Raw genomic sequence first — 19,079 nt, forward strand, 5'->3', positions numbered from 1 at the left:
ATTCTTTTACTTATCGAACAGAGCCTTGAGATTCGCCTCGTAAGGCGCGCGAACGATGCCTTGCTCGGTGATGATCGCGGTCACGAGCTCGTGCGGGGTGACGTCGAAGGCCGGGTTGTACACCTTGACGCCTTCAGGCGCGGTTCGGCGCCCGAAGGCGCTCGTCACTTCGTCCGCGTGACGCTCCTCGATCGGGATCTCGGCTCCGATCGCGGTGGACAGGTCGATCGTGGACAGCGGACAAGCGACATAGAACGGAATGCCGTGAGCCTTGGCCAGCACGGCGACGCCGTAGGTCCCGATCTTGTTCGCGACATCGCCGTTGGCGGCGACGCGGTCCGTGCCGACGATGACGGCTTGAACCCATCCCTTGGACATGACGTGAGCCGCCATGTTGTCCGTAATAAGCGTCACGTCGACGCCCGCTTGCTGAAGCTCGAATGCGGTCAGGCGCGCGCCCTGGAGAACGGGGCGCGTCTCGTCCGCGAACACCTTGAGCGCGATGCCTTGCTCAAGCGCGAGATAGAACGGAGCGAGCGCGGTTCCGTACTTGGACGTGGCAAGCCCTCCCGCGTTGCAGTGGGTGAGAACGCCCATGCCGTCCGCGAACAGCGTCAAGGCGTGCTCGCCGATGCGGCGGTTCGTCTCCACGTCCTCGGCCTGGATGCGCTTGGCCTCTTCCAGCAGCGCGGCGGCCGCGCTCTCGGCGGACAACCCTTCCTCCGCGAGTGCGAAGGCGCGCGCCTTCATGCGATCGAGCGCCCAGAACAGGTTGACGGCCGTCGGCCGCGAGGTGGCGAGGTGCTCGGCGTGCCGCCGCGCTTCCTCCGCCAGCTCCCGGGCGGTGCCCTTGAAGCCTTGAACGCCGAGCACAACGCCGAAGGCGGCGGAGATGCCGATCGCCGGAGCGCCGCGCACCTTCAGCTCGCGGATCGCCTCCCAGACGTCCTGCGGCGTTGTCAGCTTCAGATAGACGATCTGCCCGGGAAGAAGGCGCTGGTCAAGCAGCTCCAGCGTGCCGTCCGCCCAGACGACCGGCTGCAAAATTGTCGAAGCGGCGGATGTGTCTTGCTTGCTCATGTTGCGTGACTCCTCTCGTTAGTTGCCGATACGAATCGGGGGACGAGCCCCTCTCTTAGCTCTCTGCCGTTGCTGCCGCTGTTGTTGTTGCTGCCGCTTCCGTGGCGATGCGGATAACGTCTTCGATCGAGGACGCTTGGCGATTGCCCTTGATCAGGGAAGTGCCGATCGCAAGCGCCAGACGCTGTGCCCGTTCCTTGGCGGCGGCGTCCGGAATCGAATCGATGTCTGCGACGTGCGCGAATCCGTATACGCGGCGAACCGTCTTCGCTCCGGCGAAGCCGACGGTATCCTGCAGCAGGCGGCGCATATAGTCGTCCTGGAAGGCGGCCGAGCCAAGCAGGCGATCCGTCCCTTGCTCGTTCCACAGCTTGCGGAACTTGGCTTCGAACAGCGTCCAGACGTCGCGGACCGTGTTCAGCAGATAGGCGCGGCGGTCGCGGCGAGCGGCTTCGTCCGCACTCCAATGCTCCTGCGCGGCGAAGTTCAGCAGCAGGTTCGCGAGGATGGCGCCGATGTCGAAGCCCATCGGTCCGAAGTAGGCGAACTCGGGATCGATGACCTTGGTCGATTCCGGCGTGACGAAGATGCTGCCCGTGTGAAGGTCGCCGTGCAGCAGAGCCTGGGCGCTGACGAGGAACTTCTCGCGCAGCAGGGCGACTTCCAGCTTCAGCTCTTCATCCGCCCAGTTCGCTTCGGCCGCGTCGCGGATCGCCTCGTCGATGTTGTTGGCCTTCGCATCATAGTAGGGCTCTTCGAAGATCAAGTCTTCGGAGATCTTGCACATATGCGGGTTGACGAAGCTCTGGACAAGCAGCTTCTTGTCCTGCGGGCTCATGCCCAGGTCGGAGGTGAAGAAGAGCGTGCGGGCGGCGAACTCGGAGATCTGCTCCGCGAACGCCGGGTAGACGCCGCCTTCGATCAGCCCCTTGCGCATAATGACGTGATCGCTCAGATCCTCCATGACCGTCAGCGCCATCTCGGTGTCGGTCTTGTACACCTTCGGAACGAGTCCGGGCGAGATCTCTCCCTGCTTGATCAGCGCCTGATTCTCGATTCGGGCGCGGTCGACCGTAAGCGGCCACGACTCTCCGAATACCTTGACATAAGGCAATGCTTGCTTAACGATGATGCCGGCTCCGGTCGCCGGCTGCGTAATATGGAAGACGAGATTCAGGTTGCCGTCCCCGATCTCCCGGCAGACGAACTCCCCGTCCTGCGGGAATACTTCCTTGATCGAGCGCGCGATCTCAATCGCTTCCGCTTCGCTGAGCGGATGATAGTGGCTCATTCCATTCAACCTCCGATGCATCTTCTTCACAGTCGTCTTGCTTGTCTCCATTCGCAAGTCCGCCCATTCCACATCCCATTATTATAAGGTAAGCGGAACGTTTCATCCAGCAATAACCGTTATGTTATAATTCGAATATAGAGAAGGAAGGAGTGGAACGGCATTGCTTCAGGACATTGCGCTCAGAGAGTGGGCTGTCGCAGTCGACGCTCTCGAGAGCGGGAGGCAGATCATCGTGCTGCGCAAGGGCGGAATTGCGGAAGAGACGAAGGAGTTCCGGCTGGAGAGCCCGCGCTTCTATCTGTTCCCCTCGTACGAGCATCAGCGTCCGGAGCTGGTGAAGCCGGAGGCGAGAGGCGGCGTCGGCGCTTCGATCGCGGAGGCGGAGAGCCATCCGGGAGAAGTGAGAATCGGCTCGTATGCGGAGGTTGCGGAGGATATCGAGGTGACGGATTCCGAGACGCTGGCCCGGCTGTCCGGGCTTCATATCTGGACGGACGAGTATGCGGAGGAACGGTTGAAGTGGAAAAAAACAAAGCCGCTCCACGTGCTGCTGCTGAGAATGTACAAGTTGGAGGAGCCGGCGGTCGTTGCGATGAAGAGCAGCTACGGCGGCTGCAAGTCGTGGCTGGCGCTGGAGGACGAGGTTCCCGTTCCGAAGGGAATGGCCGTTCTCGGGGACGAGGAATTCGCCGAGCGCGTCGCCGCCGTCAAGCGCGCCATCGCAGGAAAATAAGGGTGTGCGGCGCCGCTGTCTGTGATCGAAATCACACGCAATATCAGGAAGTTTGCGTTTTTCATTGCTTTTTCATAAAATGTAGGTTGAGAATCAGTGAGAATCAAATTAAAATAATTATAAATAAGGATTCTTGGAGTCCTGACACCTGGAGGGAAACGATATGTCCAGCTTGTTCGAAATCCGTGGCCTGAGATCGGCCATTGAAGGTAAAGAGATTCTGAAGGGCCTCGATCTTAAGATCGGCGGGGGCCAGGTGCACGCGATCATGGGACCTAACGGCACCGGCAAGTCCACCCTTGCTTCTTCCATTATGGGTCACCCTAAATATGAAGTGACGGACGGCGAAGTTCTGCTCGAAGGCGAAGATGTTCTGGAGATGGGCGTCGACGAGCGCGCGCTTAACGGCTTGTTCCTCGCGATGCAATACCCGAGCGAGATTACGGGCGTCACGAACGCCGACTTCCTGCGCAGCGCGATCAACGCTCGCCGCGGCGAAGGCAACGAGATCTCCCTGATCAAGTTCGTCCGCCTGATGGAAGGCAAGATGAAGGAGCTCGAGATGAACCCCGAGTTCATGCACCGCTACCTGAACGAAGGCTTCTCCGGCGGCGAGAAGAAGCGGAACGAGATTCTGCAGATGATGATGCTCGATCCGAAGCTTGTCATCCTCGACGAGATCGATTCCGGTCTCGACATCGACGCCCTGAAGATCGTTGCGGCCGGCGTGAATGCGATGCGTTCCGAAGAGCGCAGCTTCCTGATCATCACCCACTACCAGCGCCTGCTGAACTACATCAAGCCTGACTTCGTCCACGTGATGATGCAAGGCCGCATCGTGAAGTCAGGAGGCCCGGAACTGGCCGAGCGTCTGGAAGCCGAAGGTTACGATTGGGTTAAAGAAGAACTGGGCATCGTCGACGAGACGGTCGGCCAGGCCTAAGAGGATAAAGGAGGTTAGCAACCATGAGTACTCCGACCACCTCTTTTAGCCGCGAAGCGGCAGCGGCGCTCGCTCGCAGCAAGAACGAGCCCGCATGGCTCGTCGCTTGGCGCGAGGAAGCCGGCGAATGGGCGTCCACCCTGGAGCTCCCGCATCCGGAGAAGACGCCGATCCAGCGCTGGACGCTGGACGTGCAAGGCGTTCATCGCCCGGGAACGACCGTCTCCGCGACGGCATCGCTTCCTTCGGCAATCGCTTCTCAGCTCCCGGCGCAGGAGATCGGCGCCCTGGTCGTTCAACACAATTCTTCCGTCGTCTACACCCGTCTGTCCGACGAGCTGAAGGCGAAGGGCGTCGTTCTGACCAGCCTGGAGGAAGCGGCTCGCACGCATGAGGAGCTCGTTCGCGCGCACTTGATGACAGCGTACGAGCGCAACGAGCACAAGCTGTCCGCGCTGCACGCGGCGCTCTGGAACGGCGGCGTCTTCCTGTATGTGCCGCGCGGCGTCGTGATCGAGGAGCCGATTCAGGCGATTCTGTTCGCGGACGACGCGGAAGCGACGTTCGTCCCTCATATTCTGGTCATCGCGGACGCGAACAGCCAGGCGACCGTCGTCGAGCACACGTTCTCCGCTCTGGGCGACGCTCCGGCGGCAACGCTGCTGCACAACGCCGCGGTTGAAGTGTTCGCGAAGCAGGGCGCGCAAGTTCGCTACGCATCCGTGCATCATATGGACAGCACGGCGATCGACGTGACGTACCGCCGCGCGATTCTCGAGAAGGATGCCCGCATCGAATGGATTATCGGCGAGCTGCACGACGGCAACACGCTTGTCGACACGAAGTCGATTCTGAAGGGCAACGGCTCGACGTCCGATGCGAAGATCATCTCCGTCGGAACGGGTTCGCAGCGCATGAGCATCACGACGCGCGCGGTTCACTACGGCCTCTCCTCCGAGAGCGACATGATCACCCGCGCCGTCATGAAGAACGAAGCGACGGCCATCATCAATGGCATTACGAAGATCGAGAAGGGCGCGACGAAGGCGAACGGCCAGCAGACCGAGAAGGTGCTTATGCTGAGCCCGAAGGCGCGCGGCGACGCCAATCCGATCCTGCTGATCGACGAGGACGATGTCAAAGCCGGCCACGCCGCCAGCGTCGGCCAAGTCAATGCGGAGCAGGTGTACTACCTGATGTCTCGCGGAATCTCCAAGGAAGAAGCGGAGCGTCTTATCATCCACGGCTTCCTGGACCCGGTCGTCTCCGAGATTCCGGTCGAAGGGGTTCGCGAGCAACTGCAACGCATTCTCGAAAGGAAGCTGGGGTAAATGGATCCGATCGCGCTTAAAGCCGAGTTCCCGATTCTGAACCAGGATATCAACGGCCACCCGCTCGTCTACCTGGACAACGCGGCGACCTCCCAGAAGCCGCGCAGTGTCATCGAAGCGGTCAAGCGTTATTACGAATGGGATAACGCGAATGTGCACCGCGGGGTGCACACGCTCGGCTCGCGCGCAACGGACGCTTACGAAGGCGCCCGCGAGAAGGTCGCCCGGTTCCTGAACGCAGCGAGCCGGGAGATCGTCTTCACGCGGGGAACGACGACCGGTCTTAATCTCGTCGCCCACGGCTACGCCCGCGAAGTGCTGAAGCCGGGAGACGAGATCGTCATCACCCACATGGAGCACCACAGCAACGTCATTCCCTGGCAGCAGGCCGCCAAGGCGACCGGGGCGACGCTGAAGTACATTCCGCTGCAGCCGGACGGCACGCTCTCGCTGGCCGATGTCGAGAGCACGATTACGGAGAACACGAAGATCGTCTCCATCGCCTACGTATCCAACGTTCTCGGGACGGTCAACCCGGTCGCCAAGATCGCGGAGATTGCCCATAAGAACGGAGCCATCATCGTCGTGGACGGAGCGCAGAGCACTCCTCACAAGAAGGTCGACGTGAAGGCGCTCAATGTTGATTTCTATGCGTTCTCGGGCCACAAGATGTGTGCTCCGACCGGAATCGGCGCTTTATACGGCAAGGCGGCGCTGCTGGAGAAGATGGAGCCGATGGAGTTCGGCGGCGAGATGATCGACTTCGTCGGCTTGCAGGACTCCACCTGGAAGGAGATTCCGTGGAAGTTCGAGGGTGGCACCCCGATCATCGCGGGAGCCGTCGGACTCGCAGCGGCCATCGACTTCCTCGAGAGCATCGGCCTGGACGAGATCGACCGTCACGAGAAGAAGCTGGCGACGTACGCGATCGAGCGCCTGTCGGCGATCGACGGCATCTCGATCTACGGACCGCGAGAGGATCGCGTCGGCCTCGTGACGTTTAACCTCGGCGACGTCCACCCGCACGACGTGGCGACGGTGCTCGATACCGAGGGCATCGCCATTCGCGCCGGCCACCACTGCTGCCAGCCGCTTATGAGATGGCTGGAACAGAGCGCTACGGCAAGGGCAAGCTTTTATCTGTACAATACCGAACAAGACGTGGACCGTCTCGCCGAAGCGCTATGGAAGACAAAGGAGTTTTTCGGCTATGAACCCGTTAGATGATCTCTACCGCCGCGTCATTATGGACCACTACAAGAATCCCCGCAATCGCGGCTCCCTGGACGACGGCTCGGTTACGGTCAACCTGAACAACCCGACGTGCGGCGACCGGATCAGCCTGCAGCTTCACATCGAGGACGGGGTCGTGAAGAACGCGAAGTTCACGGGCGAAGGCTGCTCGATCAGCATGGCTTCGGCCTCGATGATGACCGATGCGGTCAAGGGCAGAACGACCGAAGAGGCGCTCGCTCTGGCCGACAAGTTCTCGTCTCTCATGAAGGGCGAGGCGGCCGAGTTCGACGAGTACGAGGATATCGACGCGCTGGCGGGCGTGAACAAGTTCCCGGCTCGCATCAAGTGTGCGACGCTGTCGTGGAATGCGCTGCGCAAGGGCGTCGAGAGCGGTCAAGGCGAGCATGAAGGAATCGAACAATAACTAAACTAAGCATAGAAGGAGGATGATCGTCATGGCGAAGCAGATGCCTGAGATGGAAGAGTACAAGTACGGCTTCCGCGACGAGCACAAGGCCATTTTCCAATCGGGCAAGGGGCTGACTCCGGAGATCGTGCGCACGATCTCGGAGATGAAGGGCGAGCCGGAATGGATGCTGAACTTCCGTCTCAAGTCGCTGGAGCAATTCAATAAGATGAAGCTTCCCCGTTGGGGCGGCGATCTCGACGGACTGGACTTCGACGACATTCAATACTACGTCAAGCCGTCCGAGAAGCAAGGCAAGACGTGGGAAGAAGTGCCGGAAGAGATCAAGGCGACCTTCGACAAGCTGGGCATCCCGGAAGCCGAGCAGAAGTTCCTCGCCGGCGTCTCCGCGCAGTACGAGTCCGAAGTCGTCTACCACAACATGCAGGAGGACCTCGAGAAGCAAGGCGTTATCTTCATGGATACCGACTCCGCGCTTCGCGAGTATCCGGAGCTGTTCAAGGAATACTTCGCGACGGTCGTTCCGGCTGCGGACAACAAGTTCGCCGCTCTGAACAGCGCGGTATGGTCCGGCGGCAGCTTCATCTACGTGCCGAAGGGCGTCAAGTGCGAAATTCCGCTGCAGGCTTACTTCCGCATCAACTCGGAGAACATGGGCCAATTCGAGCGCACGCTTATCATCGCCGACGAGGGCAGCTTCGTTCACTACGTTGAAGGCTGTACCGCTCCGGTATACAGCACGAATTCGCTGCACAGCGCCGTCGTCGAGATCATCGTCAAGAAGGACGCCCGCGTCCGCTACACGACGATCCAGAACTGGGCCCCGAACATCTACAACCTCGTCACGAAGCGCGCCGTCGCCGAAGAGAACGCGACGATGGAGTGGGTCGACGGCAACATCGGCTCCAAGCTGACGATGAAGTACCCGGCCGTCATCCTGAAGGGCCGCGGAGCGAAGGGCATGGTGCTGTCCATCGCCGTCGCCGGCAAGGGCCAGCACCAGGACGCCGGCGCGAAGATGCTGCACCTGGCGCCGGACACGACGTCGACGATCGTCTCGAAGTCGATCTCCAAGCACGGCGGCAAGGTCACCTACCGCGGCATCGCGTCCTTCGGGCGCAACGCCGAGGGCGCGAAGTCGAACATCAAGTGCGACACGCTTATCCTCGACAACCTGTCGACGTCCGACACGATCCCGTACAACGAGATCATGAACGACAACGTCACGCTCGAGCATGAAGCGACCGTCTCCAAGGTGTCCGAGGACCAGCTCTTCTACCTGATGAGCCGCGGCCTCTCCGAAGCCGAAGCGACCCAGATGATCGTCATGGGCTTCATCGAGCCGTTCACGAAGGAACTGCCGATGGAGTACGCGGTCGAGATGAATCGACTTATCAAGTTCGAGATGGAGGGGAGCATAGGATAACCTTGATATATCAAGGTTTTTCGGCTCTCACTGGGGGATTTGTCCGGTTTTTGTCCGGTCTTGTTTAGAGGACGTATCGTGCGTAGAGGTTCAGGGCGTCGTCTTCAATCTTCTGCGTAACGTGCAAATACGTGTCCGCTGTGATCTTGACACTCTTGTGTCCAAGGCGCTCGGACACGTATTTTATATTTGCGCCGGCTTCGAGCAGGTGAACGGCGTGGCTATGCCGCAGCGCGTGCGGAGAGAGGACGGGGACCCCGGCGCGCTTACAGACCGTTTTGAAATAGTCGCGGACAACGTTGGTACGCAGCCAGCGGCCGTCTTGCTGGAAGAATACGATGTCGCTTTCCGGGGCCTTGTAATGCGCATACCGCAGTACGACCTCTTTCCGGTTTATCCGATGCTTCTTTAGGATCGCTATAGCCGCATCATCCATCTTGATCGTGCGGCCGCTGGTCGCGGTCTTCGGCGTGGACAGGTAAGGCTTCGAGTTAATCGGATAGACAAGTGTCTTGTTCACGGTGAGCGTCTTCTTGTCCAGATCGATGTCATTCCAGGTCAGAGCCAGAGCCTCGCCGATCCGCAGCCCTGTGCGCGACAGGAGTGTGAATAGGGCGGTGTACTGCATCGACTCCTGATACTTCGAATTCTTGACCGGCTTGGTGTGCTGCAAGAATAGGTCGAGCTGCTCGCGTGTGAAATACTGGACTTTGCCGGTCGCCTCCGTCTCTTTCGGGATCTTGATTTTCTGCAGCGGGTTTTCCCTGATGATGTTAAAGTCGTGAACGGCGTCATTCAAAGCGCTGGACATGATGCTGTGAATCCGCCGAGTCGTTCCCTCGCTGTAATGCTGCCGCAGCTCGTTAATCCACTCCTGGTAATCATTCCTCGTGATGTCCCTCATCTTCAGATGGCCCCAGCGCGGGAGAATGTTAAGCCGCACATTGCGCTCCTGTACGCTGTACGTGATCGGCTTGACGTTCGGCTTCTTGTATACCTCCAGCCATTTGTCGAAGAATGTGCTGACAAGCTCGTTACCGTCGGGCGCGAAGCCGTAGTAAGCCAGCTCCAGCTCGGCGGCCGCCGCGGCTATCTTCGCCTCCGGCTTCGTCGTGAATCCTCCCTTCGTCTTCTCCTTCTGCTTGCCCGTTTTGCGTTCGATGTAGCTGATTCGATATTCCCACGTCGAGCCGCGTTTTCTGTAAAAGGCCACGTCTTGTCCTCCTCTGGTTCGTTATTTGTAGACATCGCCGCGTGAACCCAAGTGAAGCACAGTGATTATGAGCTCATTCTGTTCGATACGGTAAATCAAGCGAAGGGACCCAATCCGCACACGATAATCATCGTTTAGGGTCCCCTGTAATGGCTTGACATCAGGCACGATAAAGGGATTACGGGCCAACTGCTCGACGATGCTCCCTACTTGCTGCTGCCTCTTGCTGGTGAGCTTCTGGAGCGCCTTGAACGCCTCTTTGGTGAATTTCACCTTATAGGTGGAGGTCACGTTTAATGTCCTCCCAATCTAGAAGCTCATGGTTCGCAATGTCCAGTTCGGCTTGCTTGATGGCCTGCGCTTCGTCTTCGGTGAGCGGTGAGTTATCTGCTTCCCATTCTTCGTGAGCCTCCTGCTTCTTGCGCTGGGCCAGGTACTCCATAAAGTCCAGAGTCGAGTTCTGATCGGGCTCGGGCAGTTGGTGGAACAGGTGCAACAGCCTCTTGTCTTTGTCGATTGCCATTTGATTCAGTCCTTTCGGTTAATTTCAATCCACGCGCTGTGGGCACGACGGTTCAAGCTATCGTTCGTCGTCCGCATCACCTCCTTTATCGTCCGCTTTGTCGGGGGGCTGATAGTCGGGGAATAGAACTTTGGGCACGTCAAAAGTGCACTGGAGATCGATGTGATTCCTTTCCAATTCGAGCAACTCGCCACGCTTTTGGATGTTGGCCATGTGTCATTCCTCCGTTGTTTCTGATGTGGGGAAATGTATTTCTTTCCAATTGCTTGGCAAAGGCCATTCCGATTTATCTGGCGCTGTTCGTTCATGAAAGTGATATTCAAGAAACTTTCTAATGTCATATCGATCATTATCATCAATGGGTATACCTTTGTATGTCGCAGACGATCTATTCAGCACCCATTCCAAGTCTCTTTCAAGGGCTTTGAGTATTATTTTATTTTCAATTTGTATTTCTTCAATCTCCCTTATTTTTCTTTCGATGCGTTCCTTCTTCTCCATGGATTCCATCAAGATCATTTGTTTCGATTCGTCGTCCAGTTCGGGTTCTTCTCCTAGCAAGTAGTCATCTAAATCCTCATATTTCATATGTCCTGCTTTGACCATTAATTCAGCGTACCTTACTCCTAATGGCTTATGAAGCTTCTTAAGAATTTCAGGTGATGGTATTTTTTTGACCCCGCCACGCTCTCCCCTTTCGAGCTGAGATAAATAGGAGTACGACAGATCAGTTGACATCCCCAGTTCTTTTAGTGTAAGCCCCGCCTGCTTCCGCAGATTCCTTAGATATTGTCCAAACGATTCACCCAACTTACTCACACCGCCCATTAGATTTCTTTTGAAATCAATTATAGCGCTAATTTAACAAACAGCGCAATTATTTTCATGGCGATTTAGGGATAGCGCAAATATTTTGAGGATAATGTTGCAATGTGCGCAATTATATCGTATATTGTGATTGCGCATATTGCACAATTTAGGAGGTGGCAAGTTGAAAATCAGAGTAAAAGACACCGATCGATTGAACACCCTTCTGATTATGAAGGGCTTCAACAAATTGGACTTCAGCAAGCAGATCGGGTCTTCTCATCCAATGACAGTCCAGATCACTAACGGCGACCGTAATCCCAGCCCTCGAACAGCCAAGCGTATCTGCGAAGTGCTTGAATGCGAATGGTCGGACATCTTCGAAATCGTTCGTGATCCGAAAGCGAATCAGCATTCGCAAGTTGTTACGAAGTAATTGGCCTGCTGCACCTTGACAACTTCATAAGCAATTTGAGCTAGTCACGACTACGCAAAGGAGGAAGAGCAACGTGGAAAAATCGGATTTGTCTATCCCGCAAACGAGCTTCAAGCTGCCCGAAAGGACGATGGCCGATGAAGTGTTAGACCTGGCCCGGATCACGGAAGTGAAGACGCAGATTGCAATGGCAATCTTCTTGCTGAGCGATACCGACGCCAATATCGGTAAGGCGGAAATCGCCGCTGAATTGTACCAGTCGCTGGAGCGTCTTCATGCGATTGAGGAATGCCATCGCGAACTTGAAGAACGTTGGAAGCTGGCGAATTGGGCGTTTGAGCAATACAAGGAGGGCGCTCGATTTGCCGTTGAAAGAAAAAAATAGCCAGTGCTTCAGGGAAGCGGAAGCCGTAAGCGGCCCAAAGTAATGCCGGTACAGGTGGAGTGGGTTACTGCGATTTGCCATGAGGCATAGGCACAGCGATCAACAGTCAAACGTGGGAGGAGGAGAATTTGCCAAGTGAATAACTTTGTCGCAGTGAACGTTCAAGTCGATCAGAACGAAGTTATGCGCATGTGCCAGGAAAAGATTCGTGAAATGCTGCGAGAGGCTGATTACGATTTGGTTTTCTGGGATTCAAGAGAATTGCGACGTCGCACGAGCATGAGCTGGAACTTCATCGTAGAGCAATTCTTTTACCATCCTGATTTTCCAAAACGCAAGATCGGCTCGAAGTGGTTATTCCCGGCCCGCGAAACCAGGCAGTTCCTGGAGCGGTGGCTGCTGGAACAATAAACGCCGGGATGAATCCGAACTACGAGGGAGGTGCAACGAGGGTGAAAAGTTCAAAGCTCATGATGACCATCGCGCTTTTGAAGCTGGCGAAACGCTTGAAACAGCAATTCGATCAGTTGGAGGAATCGGGCGTCCGAATCCTGCAGCTCGAGCAAGCGGAACTTGACTCCGTCAACCTGATTCTGCTTGCCAACGACGTTCACAAGAACGATGGCATGGCGGCATGGATTATCGAGCCGCTGATGCAGTACATCGATGACGACATCGGAATGAACGAATGTCTGCGGGAGTTGCACGGACGGATAGAGAAGTCGAGGCGGGAGCGCATCAATCAACAGCAAGGCGAGCCCGCGGAGGCGACATGAGAAAAATCAAACGGCAACGGGGTTTTTATTCAGAATTCAAGATGGACAGCCAGGAAAAGAGAACGTTTAAGAGGTCAACGCTGTATCACGAATTCTGGCTTAAGCACTTATCCGATCCGAGCAAGGACGTTCACTTTTATGTTCGATGGACGGATGTTAACGAACGCCTTCAAGCAGTACAGTTTCTTGCCTCTATCGATAAGAGCGGGTACGAGGACCATACGTGGATACGCCCTCTCGATAGGCCGCGAACGCGAACCGAAAAAGCTGTTCAACGCTCGATTCTCTCTGGTTTAAAGCATTTGCATGAGATTACAAACAATCCATAAGCGGGTGGTGGTGTGGTAGAGAATTTCTTGCCAGTCAATCGAAACATTCAAAAGCACTGGATATACCGCGATGCGCAGTACTTTCACGTATGGATGGACATGTTGTTCCGCGCGAGGTTCTCGGCTGATCCTGTGGCCGAATTGATTGAAGGGCAGCAGGTGCAGATCAACTATGGCGAGTTCGTTTTTGGCCGCCAGGCGTGGAGTGAACGCCTCGGAATTGGAGAGCAACGACTCCGGACATTGATTGCGAAATTGGTTGATGACGATATGATCGAACTGGTCAAAAGGTACAACAAATTCAGCATCTATCGTCTGAAAAACTATGCGAAATTCAACCATTTGAGCATGCCAGAAGAGGGAAAAAGCCAACCGGCAGAACAACCGGCAGAGCAACGCCAGACTAACCAGCAGAGCAACCAGCAGACTAACCGGCAGAAATCCCTTACGCATCAAGGCTTTGACGGGCATGCCAACCGGCAGAGCAACCAGCAGAAAAACGGCGAACTAACCGGCAGACTAACCGGCAGACTAACCACAAAAGAATATAGACTTAATAATACAGAGAATATAGATAAAGAAATAAAAGATTTAAATACTTCTCCTCGCAATAAGAAGCCCGCTTATTCCGAGGACAGCGGGTACTATCAGATGGCTCTGTATTTTCATCAACGAGTCATGGAGCAAGCAGCACTTAACAACAAAGCCCATCTGGTGAAGAACGCTAACCTACAAGCATGGTCGGATGACTTCCGGAAAATGATCGAGCTGGACAAGCGTGATACTCAGGAGCTCAAACGAGTCATAGACTGGTGCACGGCAGACCCGTTCTGGCAGAAAAACATTCTGAGTGCGGCCACGTTGCGGAAGCAGTATACGCAACTGGCGATGAAGATGGATTCGAAGCCCGCTAATCATTCTCGCTCCGCCCGACAACAACGGGACGATGCGCAAATGGATATCTTAAGGCAGCTCTACGAGGAAGGAGAGCAGGAGAATGAATAAGCAGGAGACCGCTAAGCTGCTGTCGGTCATCAAGATTGCCTATCCGTCATTTGAAATTACGCAGCCATTGGCCTCACTCTGGTTGGAATTCTTGAAGCAGGTCCCCTTCGATCGAGCTCAGGTTCACCTGAACGAGCACATCGCTTCCAGTCGCTTCCCGCCTACCATCGCGGACATCGTTCGCTACGATCCGAAGGCGGAGGAAAAGAGGCGGAAGGAGCTGGAATGGGAACGACATGATGCAGTTATCAAGTGGATAGACAGCGGCGGCGACCCGAATCAATTCGTTTGGACCGAGAAGAACGAGGAAAGCCTCGAGCTTCTACCCAGCAACTGGATTAGCAAGCTTGATTCATAAGAGCGCGTTCTCCACATCTGGAGAAAATACCAAACTCATTGAGTAGCCACGGCAGACCGTTCTTAGTCCGTTGAGCGGCGGGCTGGCGAACAACGGAAGGCCCTCATCTACCCAATGCAGAGGAGCGATACGAATGCGATCGATTGAAGGCAATTCGCCGAATGAACGTGAGTTCTTCTATGCTGCTGTCCAGTTATTTTCCGAACTGACCCGGGACATGAACGAAGTGGAGCTCGAGCAGTTCGAAAAAGACGTGCTGAGCGTGCCGGCTCTTCTTCGAGAGTTCTCCGATAGAAGGCCCGTCGCCAAGGCCTAAGAATCATAGGCGCTGACTGCGCGAGATTAATCCATGCGGGCGACCCCATCGAATGCCCTGCCGAGTTGCTAGCGCCAAAGGCGCACATCAGGCAGTTCGGCCGGGGCGGGGCCAATCGCGCAGCAAACCAAAATCCCATTGGCAGGAGGATAAAGGCATGCACCTGAAACGCATCGCTTATTACACGAGGAAGGCCGCGCAGTACAGTGCTCTGCGCCGGAGCTGGCCGCATCGCTTCAACCGGATCATGCGGTACAAGGCAGCGCTGAACAAGCGTCTGCAGGAAGAGCGGCTGCGTTGGCGGCCGGCGATTGAACTGGAGAAGGAAGGGGCGAACCCATGAATTTCCCTGTTATTGAGGCACGTGCCGACGCCATTCGCAAGCAGCTCGGAGGAACGATCATCGCGTTCCCGGTCGAAGAAGAGAATCCGTTCTCGAAATACGCTGTCACCGTCTTCACGGGAACCGGCTACCGTATCTACCCCGAGTCGCTTACCGTACAGGAAGCCTCGAAGTGCATCTACCAGACGCTCAAGGGCTTCGAGGAGAGTGGCATGGACGACGATTATGAGCGAAACGTCCGGTTCGCGTTTTATGAGGCTCAGATGAATGCCCCGGACGTGACCATGCGCCGCATGAAGAAGCTCTATGCTGACCGCTCACTCCCGCTGAACGGCGCCGATGCCGCGCCGAATCCCGACAATCCGGAAAGCATGCTGCTCTCGGGACGGGGCGTTCTGAAATACGCCGTGCTCCAACTGCTGGAGAACAATCCGAAGGGGATTCAGTTCATGGACGCTTATTACCGTTTACTCTCTTCCAAGCGTTACGGCAAGACGGCGTCGGCGATCAGGCAGGAGGTTCGCCGGATGGGCAAGCAGGAGGCGCTCCGCTGGGCGGGATGGACGTTTAAGCAATTCGTCACCGATCAGGAGATCATGGACATCATGAACGGGCTAAGGGAGGGGACAAGGGAATGAAGACCATCGACATTGAACCGGTAATCGATCGGCTGTGCGCGGCGTTGCCGTTGGAGCTCCTCCAGACGTTCATAGAGGGCTTGACGAGAGAGGGCCCGGGCATCTCTGCGATTAGACAAACGGCAGAGAGGCACCTGCAGCAGCGGCAGAACAAGCAAACCGCTCTCGCGTAACCCTGGCAGCTACAAAGGCCGCAGATGAACGCTGCAGCCACCCAGGCCGGCTCCGCCGAGAGGGAGTCGGTAGAGCGCCGTACCATTTTGCTCGGACATCATTCATCAGACAAGGGATGGTAGAGATGATCGACACATTGCCAAGAGCCAAGAACAAAGCCATTCGCCGGGAAGTAGAGGCCAGGCTGGAGCAGTATCGGATTTACAAGTACCTGGGGTTCCAGGCGCGCGAAGCCAGCATCACCGCGAGTTACGAGCCCCATGAAGGCGGCCGTACGAACAAGGTCAGCGACCAGACCGGGAACATCGCAACGCACAACGTTGATGAGCCGGAACGCCGGCGCGCGTTCTGCGAAGCCATCGACCGCGTCGTCGAGCGTCTTCCGAAGCAGGAACAGTTCCTCATTCAGGAACGGTACTTGGCAAGAGAGTCCCAGTACATCACGGACTATTCCATCTATCAGATGGTGTTCGATCCCCCGATCAGCGAGGGCAAGTACGCTAGGATTCGGGACCGGGCGATGCAGAAGATAGCCTATCAGCTCGGGTTGATCGATGAGAATGGAGATGTGCCGTCAAGCGACTGGCCGCATCGGAACAGGGCTCGGAGAGGAAGGGCGGCTTCAGACGCGACAGATAAATAGGCAGAGGCTATCTGGTTTTCTGTATTGATAGTTATCGCCTATGAAGGGAGGTGATTACGATGTCGAACAATGATAAGCAGATTCGCAGGGTTACGCTGGTCCATCCGGAGGCGACCGTCGCGAAGTGGCAAGCCCAGAACCCCGGCGCTCGAATCTTGGAGACGAATGGGGGCCCTGGCAGGATGCTGGAGATCGTGTACGTGATCGATGACACACAAACCAAGGAATGAATTCGGACGCGGGAGAACGGCTCCTGCGAGGCGACAACGGCATGCGTGGGCGAGCGGGTCCTTCCAGGACCCCGGCCAAGTGCGGGTGCGCGTGAGCACAGAATCTCTCTAATTTTTAATTCGAATTTTGCCTTTCTCTTTCTACTCAGACGCTCGAGGCGGACCCCAATCGAAAAAATCGCTTCGAATTGTTGCGTTCCAGAATGCACATTAGTCTACTGAGCATTAAGCGAAAGTCGCCTATCGAATTCAAGCGAAACTGGAAGGAAGGGTGATGAGATTGAACGGGACATGGAATGGAGAAATTTCGGAACTTCGGAAGATGGCTGACACGCTGGACAGGATGAAGGAATCGTTCATGGCTATCGAGCAGAATGGAGCCGGTGCCGGCCGAGTAGTTGGCGAATGGGTTGACAAGAGTCCGAGTCCGATGTCGATGGCGTTGGATACAGCAAGGACGGCAATGGCGCAACTTAACGAGTTGGCGGCTACCAGGGTTAATGCGGCAGGCGGATCTAACTCCAATCGCATTCCACTCAGCCGTGTGCCAACCAGCACGGGGAACAACCCGGGCAAAGACGCTTCAGGTAACTCGAATGCGACAAAGCCTCGAACAGAGAGCCAGCGCATTCAAGAACTGGAATCCATCCGGAACCGTCAGAACAGCCATTTTATCGACCTGGCAATTAAGTCCGGCATGCAGCCGGAAGCAGCCGCATTGGAATGTGTGAAGGCCGGGCTGTTGAAGTCGCAGGAAGAGTTGGACGAGGAAAACGCGGATATGATCGCCGGCTACATTAATTCTTCTCGTGAACAGCCGCAAGGGCCGCAATCGTCCCAGGCTGCTTCCGATCCGGACGTTACGGACATGGTCGCCAATGCGGCCAACAGATTAAGAGGATAATTCGAGGAGGCTATTGGATGTTTCGTGAGTATGAAGCTTTTAAACAAGCGGTTGCGAACCTCAACAAACGAAGCGATGAGCTTCAGCGTGAATTGAACGATAAACGTACCGAGAGAGAACAAGCAATGAGCCGTTATCAAGAGATGCTTGTCGAAGACAGCTCCGGCATCAAGTCCCACAGTACGGCCGATATCAGCGATGTTAAGGCCAGGGCGGACAGGCTTGCCATTGAAATCGGAGTGATGGAAGAACGAATCGAATTGGTGAAGAAGGGCAAGCCGGAACAACTGGAGTCGCTCCTGGAAGATGTCCAAGCCGGATGGCGTCGCGAAGTCGAACTCATCGCACCGCAAGTTGAGCGAGTCTTTGAAGAAGCGAGGGAGCTTAGAGCGCAGCTGACGCTGAAGATTGCGGAGGGGAACCAGCACTACGCCCGAGCATCGGAGCTTCGCGGGCTGCTTAACGAGGCCGAGAGCCTTGCTGGTTTGGGCAATGACAGGGAAACGAAACAATTAGGAATTCCAGAACATCCGCTGACATCTGAATATAACCCAGCCTTTATGAAGGGGGGGGTTACAGACAAATGTGTCTTGCCGACTGCTAGAGAGTTGGAGGAGGCTTACCGATATGGGGAGCTTCCGCGCTGGATCGAATATTACGCGGAAACGGGCGAAGTTGTCACCAACGCCACTGTAAACGAGCTCCGGAGTCAAGCCGAGACAAAGGGCGATCAATCGAGGAAGAATCTGTTTGCTCGCTTGTTCGGCGGCAAGAGTTAAGCGGGCGTAGATGGATCGAAATGAAAGGAGCATCATAAATGGCCGGGCGAAGTAAGGAATACGGCATCGCTTTCCGGCTCCAAGGGCTGATGGATTCTTCCTTCCGTCAGTCCGTTGGGCTCCGATCGGAGGCGAATGCAGAATGAAAGTAAAGGGCCTAAGTGCAGCCAAACGCGATATCAAGAAGATGCGCGATCAAATGCAGGCGGCGGCGAGCACGGCGCTCAACCGGGTTGGCAAAGGTGTCATGACCGAAGCCAGTAGCAAGGTCCGCGAGACGTATAACATCAAAGATCAAGACGTTAAGGCGGCGTTCTCTCCCCTCTATTCAGCGCCTGGAGCCGGCGAAGTGCGGATTAAAGCCAAAGGCTCGAACCTGCCACTCCTGCACTACAAGTTGACCCCAAAGGCTCCAAATCCACGCAAACCAAAGGCCGTGACTGTGGCCGTCCGCCGCGGCGAGAAGAAGCGGCTTAAGACAGCCTATCTGCACCCCGGCTCCGGCCGGCTCCGCGTCCTCAAACGGCAAAAGCCAACCGGGCAGAGCGGCCGGCGTCGCGTTAGGAACGAGGAGGGGGATTACCCAGAATTGCCGATCGAAGAGATCCATGGCCCGGCCGTGCCGCGTATGCTCAACGAACCGCAGGTCATCAAGCATATTGAGGAGCAAGCGGGAGAGCGGATGCTTAAGCAACTTGACCACGAGATAAAGCGGATATTGAGATGAGGCTACCTGAGCAAGAAGCTATA

At 56.2% G+C, this 19,079-nt stretch carries 28 protein-coding genes; 21 read left to right on the plus strand and 7 right to left on the minus strand.

Annotated features, from left to right (window positions below):
* Nucleotides 1-6: 6 nt before the first annotated feature.
* A complete protein-coding gene (mtnA, locus tag E6C55_RS03140) occupies nt 7-1,080 on the minus strand; it encodes an S-methyl-5-thioribose-1-phosphate isomerase (RefSeq protein WP_136368330.1) in 1,074 nt (357 codons plus the stop codon).
* A gap of 55 nt (nt 1,081-1,135) precedes the next feature.
* The gene (gene mtnK / locus E6C55_RS03145) at nt 1,136-2,371 is read right to left on the minus strand and encodes an S-methyl-5-thioribose kinase (protein ID WP_136368521.1); all 1,236 of its coding nucleotides are present in this window, start codon (nt 2,369-2,371) and stop codon (nt 1,136-1,138) included.
* Nucleotides 2,372-2,534: 163 nt separating this feature from the next.
* Here mtnK and E6C55_RS03150 point away from each other — a divergent pair, with 163 nt between their 5' ends.
* From E6C55_RS03150 to sufB, 6 genes are all read left to right on the plus strand, one after another.
* Nucleotides 2,535-3,107 (plus strand): DUF1802 family protein, encoded by a 573-nt coding sequence (locus E6C55_RS03150; protein ID WP_136368331.1) that lies wholly within the window; start codon nt 2,535-2,537, stop codon nt 3,105-3,107.
* A gap of 163 nt (nt 3,108-3,270) precedes the next feature.
* Nucleotides 3,271-4,050 carry a Fe-S cluster assembly ATPase SufC gene (sufC, locus tag E6C55_RS03155; RefSeq protein ID WP_136368332.1) on the plus strand — a complete coding sequence of 260 codons (780 nt, stop codon included), beginning with the start codon at nt 3,271-3,273 and terminating at the stop codon, nt 4,048-4,050.
* 23 nt (nt 4,051-4,073) lie between these two features.
* The gene (gene sufD / locus E6C55_RS03160; RefSeq protein WP_136368333.1) at nt 4,074-5,381 is read left to right on the plus strand and encodes a Fe-S cluster assembly protein SufD; all 1,308 of its coding nucleotides are present in this window, start codon (nt 4,074-4,076) and stop codon (nt 5,379-5,381) included.
* Entirely contained in the window at nt 5,382-6,608 is a 1,227-nt protein-coding gene (locus tag E6C55_RS03165; protein WP_136368334.1) for a cysteine desulfurase, read from the plus strand.
* Complete coding sequence (gene sufU, locus E6C55_RS03170) at nt 6,592-7,041, plus strand: Fe-S cluster assembly sulfur transfer protein SufU (protein WP_136368335.1); 450 nt, start codon at nt 6,592-6,594, stop codon at nt 7,039-7,041. Before E6C55_RS03165 ends, sufU begins: the two co-directional genes overlap by 17 nt.
* A 31-nt stretch (nt 7,042-7,072) precedes the next feature.
* Complete coding sequence (gene sufB, locus E6C55_RS03175) at nt 7,073-8,470, plus strand: Fe-S cluster assembly protein SufB (protein ID WP_136368336.1); 1,398 nt, start codon at nt 7,073-7,075, stop codon at nt 8,468-8,470.
* Between the two features lie 64 nt (nt 8,471-8,534).
* Here the strand turns inward: sufB and E6C55_RS03180 are convergent, their stop codons facing one another.
* The 5 genes from E6C55_RS03180 to E6C55_RS03195 are packed head-to-tail and all read right to left on the minus strand — an operon-like array spanning nt 8,535 to nt 11,016.
* Entirely contained in the window at nt 8,535-9,683 is a 1,149-nt protein-coding gene (locus E6C55_RS03180; protein ID WP_136368337.1) for a site-specific integrase, read from the minus strand.
* Nucleotides 9,684-9,704: 21 nt separating this feature from the next.
* The gene (locus E6C55_RS03185) at nt 9,705-9,974 is read right to left on the minus strand and encodes a type II toxin-antitoxin system RelE family toxin (protein ID WP_168735430.1); all 270 of its coding nucleotides are present in this window, start codon (nt 9,972-9,974) and stop codon (nt 9,705-9,707) included.
* Entirely contained in the window at nt 9,958-10,206 is a 249-nt protein-coding gene (locus tag E6C55_RS03190; RefSeq protein WP_136368339.1) for a hypothetical protein, read from the minus strand. The genes E6C55_RS03185 and E6C55_RS03190 overlap by 17 nt, the downstream gene beginning before the upstream one ends.
* 57 nt (nt 10,207-10,263) lie before the next feature.
* On the minus strand, nt 10,264-10,419 hold the full coding sequence (locus E6C55_RS33570; protein ID WP_168735431.1) for a hypothetical protein: 156 nt from the start codon (nt 10,417-10,419) through the stop codon (nt 10,264-10,266).
* Between the two features lie 3 nt (nt 10,420-10,422).
* A complete protein-coding gene (locus E6C55_RS03195) occupies nt 10,423-11,016 on the minus strand; it encodes a helix-turn-helix domain-containing protein (protein WP_168735432.1) in 594 nt (197 codons plus the stop codon).
* 181 nt (nt 11,017-11,197) lie between these two features.
* Here E6C55_RS03195 and E6C55_RS03200 point away from each other — a divergent pair, with 181 nt between their 5' ends.
* The 15 genes from E6C55_RS03200 to E6C55_RS03260 all read left to right on the plus strand — a co-directional run bounded on the left by E6C55_RS03200 (nt 11,198) and on the right by E6C55_RS03260 (nt 19,056).
* Nucleotides 11,198-11,449 (plus strand): helix-turn-helix domain-containing protein, encoded by a 252-nt coding sequence (locus tag E6C55_RS03200; RefSeq protein ID WP_136368341.1) that lies wholly within the window; start codon nt 11,198-11,200, stop codon nt 11,447-11,449.
* Between the two features lie 73 nt (nt 11,450-11,522).
* Nucleotides 11,523-11,834 (plus strand): hypothetical protein, encoded by a 312-nt coding sequence (locus E6C55_RS03205; RefSeq protein WP_136368342.1) that lies wholly within the window; start codon nt 11,523-11,525, stop codon nt 11,832-11,834.
* A 183-nt stretch (nt 11,835-12,017) separates the two neighbouring features.
* Nucleotides 12,018-12,245 (plus strand): group-specific protein, encoded by a 228-nt coding sequence (locus E6C55_RS03210; RefSeq protein WP_136368522.1) that lies wholly within the window; start codon nt 12,018-12,020, stop codon nt 12,243-12,245.
* Nucleotides 12,246-12,286: 41 nt separating this feature from the next.
* Nucleotides 12,287-12,610: a hypothetical protein gene (locus tag E6C55_RS03215; protein WP_136368343.1), complete on the plus strand. Its 324-nt coding sequence runs from the start codon at nt 12,287-12,289 to the stop codon at nt 12,608-12,610.
* Between the two features lie 341 nt (nt 12,611-12,951).
* Nucleotides 12,952-13,944 carry a hypothetical protein gene (locus E6C55_RS03220; RefSeq protein WP_136368344.1) on the plus strand — a complete coding sequence of 331 codons (993 nt, stop codon included), beginning with the start codon at nt 12,952-12,954 and terminating at the stop codon, nt 13,942-13,944.
* Entirely contained in the window at nt 13,937-14,302 is a 366-nt protein-coding gene (locus E6C55_RS03225) for a replicative helicase loader/inhibitor (RefSeq protein WP_136368345.1), read from the plus strand. Before E6C55_RS03220 ends, E6C55_RS03225 begins: the two co-directional genes overlap by 8 nt.
* A 133-nt stretch (nt 14,303-14,435) precedes the next feature.
* Nucleotides 14,436-14,618 (plus strand): hypothetical protein, encoded by a 183-nt coding sequence (locus E6C55_RS03230; RefSeq protein WP_136368346.1) that lies wholly within the window; start codon nt 14,436-14,438, stop codon nt 14,616-14,618.
* Between the two features lie 157 nt (nt 14,619-14,775).
* Nucleotides 14,776-14,961 (plus strand): hypothetical protein, encoded by a 186-nt coding sequence (locus tag E6C55_RS03235; protein ID WP_136368347.1) that lies wholly within the window; start codon nt 14,776-14,778, stop codon nt 14,959-14,961.
* Entirely contained in the window at nt 14,958-15,599 is a 642-nt protein-coding gene (locus tag E6C55_RS03240) for a hypothetical protein (protein WP_136368348.1), read from the plus strand. The genes E6C55_RS03235 and E6C55_RS03240 overlap by 4 nt, the downstream gene beginning before the upstream one ends.
* Complete coding sequence (locus E6C55_RS33575) at nt 15,596-15,772, plus strand: hypothetical protein (protein WP_168735433.1); 177 nt, start codon at nt 15,596-15,598, stop codon at nt 15,770-15,772. The genes E6C55_RS03240 and E6C55_RS33575 overlap by 4 nt, the downstream gene beginning before the upstream one ends.
* A 125-nt stretch (nt 15,773-15,897) precedes the next feature.
* On the plus strand, nt 15,898-16,416 hold the full coding sequence (locus E6C55_RS03245; RefSeq protein ID WP_136368349.1) for an ArpU family phage packaging/lysis transcriptional regulator: 519 nt from the start codon (nt 15,898-15,900) through the stop codon (nt 16,414-16,416).
* A 59-nt stretch (nt 16,417-16,475) separates the two neighbouring features.
* On the plus strand, nt 16,476-16,646 hold the full coding sequence (locus E6C55_RS33580) for a hypothetical protein (RefSeq protein ID WP_168735434.1): 171 nt from the start codon (nt 16,476-16,478) through the stop codon (nt 16,644-16,646).
* Between the two features lie 274 nt (nt 16,647-16,920).
* Complete coding sequence (locus tag E6C55_RS03250) at nt 16,921-17,550, plus strand: hypothetical protein (RefSeq protein WP_136368350.1); 630 nt, start codon at nt 16,921-16,923, stop codon at nt 17,548-17,550.
* 17 nt (nt 17,551-17,567) lie between these two features.
* Nucleotides 17,568-18,329 carry a hypothetical protein gene (locus E6C55_RS03255; protein WP_136368351.1) on the plus strand — a complete coding sequence of 254 codons (762 nt, stop codon included), beginning with the start codon at nt 17,568-17,570 and terminating at the stop codon, nt 18,327-18,329.
* Between the two features lie 142 nt (nt 18,330-18,471).
* Nucleotides 18,472-19,056, plus strand: a complete 585-nt coding sequence (locus E6C55_RS03260) for a phage tail protein (protein WP_136368352.1) — start codon at nt 18,472-18,474, stop codon at nt 19,054-19,056.
* The last annotated feature ends 23 nt before the right edge of the window (nt 19,057-19,079 follow it).

It is taken from the genome of Cohnella fermenti, assembly GCF_004801405.1.
GTDB classification, from domain to species: Bacteria; Bacillota; Bacilli; order Paenibacillales; family Paenibacillaceae; genus Cohnella; species Cohnella fermenti.